The organism is Accumulibacter sp. (genome assembly GCF_029255285.1).
Taxonomy (GTDB): Bacteria; Pseudomonadota; Gammaproteobacteria; order Burkholderiales; family Rhodocyclaceae; genus Accumulibacter.
Genome location: NZ_JAPUVI010000070.1, coordinates 1 through 2,517, shown reverse-complemented (window position 1 = coordinate 2,517; position 2,517 = coordinate 1). Strand labels below are relative to the sequence as shown.

Annotated in this window: 1 protein-coding gene; it reads left to right on the top strand. The window is 64.7% G+C overall.

The window, feature by feature from the left end:
* Nucleotides 1-172: 172 nt before the first annotated feature.
* Nucleotides 173-2,517, top strand: a 2,345-nt coding sequence (locus tag Q1M07_RS08640) for a histidine kinase dimerization/phospho-acceptor domain-containing protein (RefSeq protein WP_300453031.1), incomplete at its 3' end; no start/stop codon positions are given.

Here is a 2,517-nt window from a genome sequence, read left to right as displayed (position 1 = left end):
CGCTCGGCCTGAGCCTGGTGCGCATGCTCGCCGACCAGCTCGACGGACAGCTCGACGTCTCTTCGCCCGGCGGCGCCTGTTTTACCCTGACTTTCACGCCCGACGCCCAGGAGGTGACTTTCATCCCCCACGACGATAAAAACGACGCGCGGCAAGTACAGGCGAGCCAGCCATGAATGGTGAAGCGCAAGAGTGGTGGCCAGGCGCGCCGGGGGAGTCCACCGGCGCCCACGGCGGGTGCCGGCAGCGCCAACGCACCCTTGCCTTCGTCGCGTGCTGGCTATGGCGCAGCTTCTGCCTCCTCCTTTGGGGCCTGACCATGACCGCCACGGCGGCCGATCGACCGCGCAACGTGCTGGTTCTGCATTCCTACCATCAGGGCCTGCCGTGGACCGACAGCGAGCAGGAAGGCCTCTTGGCCGGACTTGGTGGGCACCGCACCCAATTCGGCCTGTACATCGAGTACCTCGACGCCTTGCGCTTTCCACTACCGAACTACGAGGGCAAAGCGGAGCTGGCGCGGCGTTTGGCGGAGCGCTACGCCGGCGCCGGAATCGACCTCTTGATCGCCACCGACGACCCCGCCTACCAGCTCCTGCTGGCACAGCGCGATCGCCTTTGGCCCGGCACGCCGATTCTCTTTGCCGGAGTCAACAACATCCGTTCGAGCGACCTGGCTGGCGTCGAGGGCGTGGCCGGGGTATCGGAAGCGCCCGATTTCCCGGCCAACCTCGAACTCATTCAGAAGCTTCATCCGACCACCGGCCGTCTGGTCGTCGTCGGTGACGGAACACAGACTTTCGCCTCCAACCTCGCCACCCTCGAAGCTGCCAACACCAAGCTGGCGTCGCCCTTCGCCATCGAAGTGGTCACCCATCGCCTGCTCGACGACGTCTTGCGCGATCTCCAGACGCTCTCGGGGGATTTCGTCGTACTGCTGATGGGGCGGCCCTTCGACCGACTGGGACGCATCGTTCCGGAATCCGAGTCGGCGGCGGCGCTGCGCCGGAACACGGCGCAGCCGATGTACTCGGCATGGAGCTTCTTTCTCGGCCATGGCATCGTCGGCGGCAAGCTGGTTTCCGGAAAGGACCAGGGAATGGCCGTCGCGACCTTGGCTCTCGGCCTGCACAGCGGGAAGACCCTGGCCGACCTGCCGCGCCTGATCGACAGTCCAAACCGCTACATTTTCGACTACAAGGAGTTGAATCGCTTCGGCTTGACCAGCCGCGTCCTGCCCCCAGGCTCGGTCGTCATCAATCGACCGGAGGCGATCTGGGATGCCTATCCCAGGATCTCGGTCGGCGCCGTCGCGCTGGTGATCTTCCTGCTCGCACTGCTCGTCCTGCAGGCAAGGAATCTGCGCACCAAGCGACACTTGTCGGCGAAAGTCGAAAAGGAGCTCGTTCTCGTCCAGGCCTTGATGAGCGCGGTGCCGTTCCCGATGTTCTTCCAGGATGTCTCGCTCAGCTATCAGCGTTTCAACCAAGCCTTTGCCGACCTGCTCGACAGCTCGCGACAGTCAGCCGGCGCTTGCCCGGCCGAAACGGCCAAAGTCATGCCGCCTGCCTTTCTGCCGCGTGGCCGCGACGAAGAGCTCCTGGCAAGCGGCGGCCAGCAGGTCTATCAAACGACTGTCACCGCTGTCGACCAGGAACGCCGCGACGTCGTGGTTCACAAGGCGGTGGTTCGGCTGCCGGACGGACGGGTGGAAGGAATCGTCGGCGCGATGATCGACGTCACGGAACTGCAGCGCGTGGAGCACGACTTGCGCGAGCTCAATCTCCACCTGGAGCAAAGGGTGGCCGAAAGGACCGCCGAACTGCAGCGCCAGCAGGTCTTCATTCAGGCCGTTCTGGAGAACATCTCCGACGGCATCGTCGCCTGCGACGAAAACGGCCGGCTCACCGTATTCAATCGCGCGTCGCGCGAAATGCACGGCATGGCGCAGGAGGATCTGCCCCCTGAACGGTGGGCTCGACACTACAGGCTCTTTCATGCGGATGGCGTCACTCCCATGAGCCGGGAGGATATTCCACTGTTCCGCGCCTTCCAGGGGGAAATCATCCGCAACGAACAGATGACGCTGCAGACGGCAAGCGGCGAAGTGCTCGTCGTTCTCGCTTCCGGCCAGGCGATCACCGACCGCAGCGGCGCCCGGATCGGGGCTGTCGTCTCGCTGCACGACATCACCGAGCAGAAGATCGTCGAGGCGAGATTGCGTGACGCCAAGGACGCCGCCGAGGCGGCCAATCGGGCGAAGAGCAGCTTCCTGGCCAACATTAGCCACGAGTTGCGCACTCCGCTCAGCGCGATCCTCGGTTTCGCCGCCCTGCTGCTGCGCGACGCCAGCGGCCCGCAGCGCGACAACCTGGCCATCATCAACCGCAGCGGCGAACACCTGCTGGCGCTGATCAACGACATCCTGGACATGGCCAAAGTCGAAGCCGGACGCGTCCAGTTGGAGATCGCCCCCTTCGATCTCGACGCGCTGACGCGCGACGTCACCGACCTGAT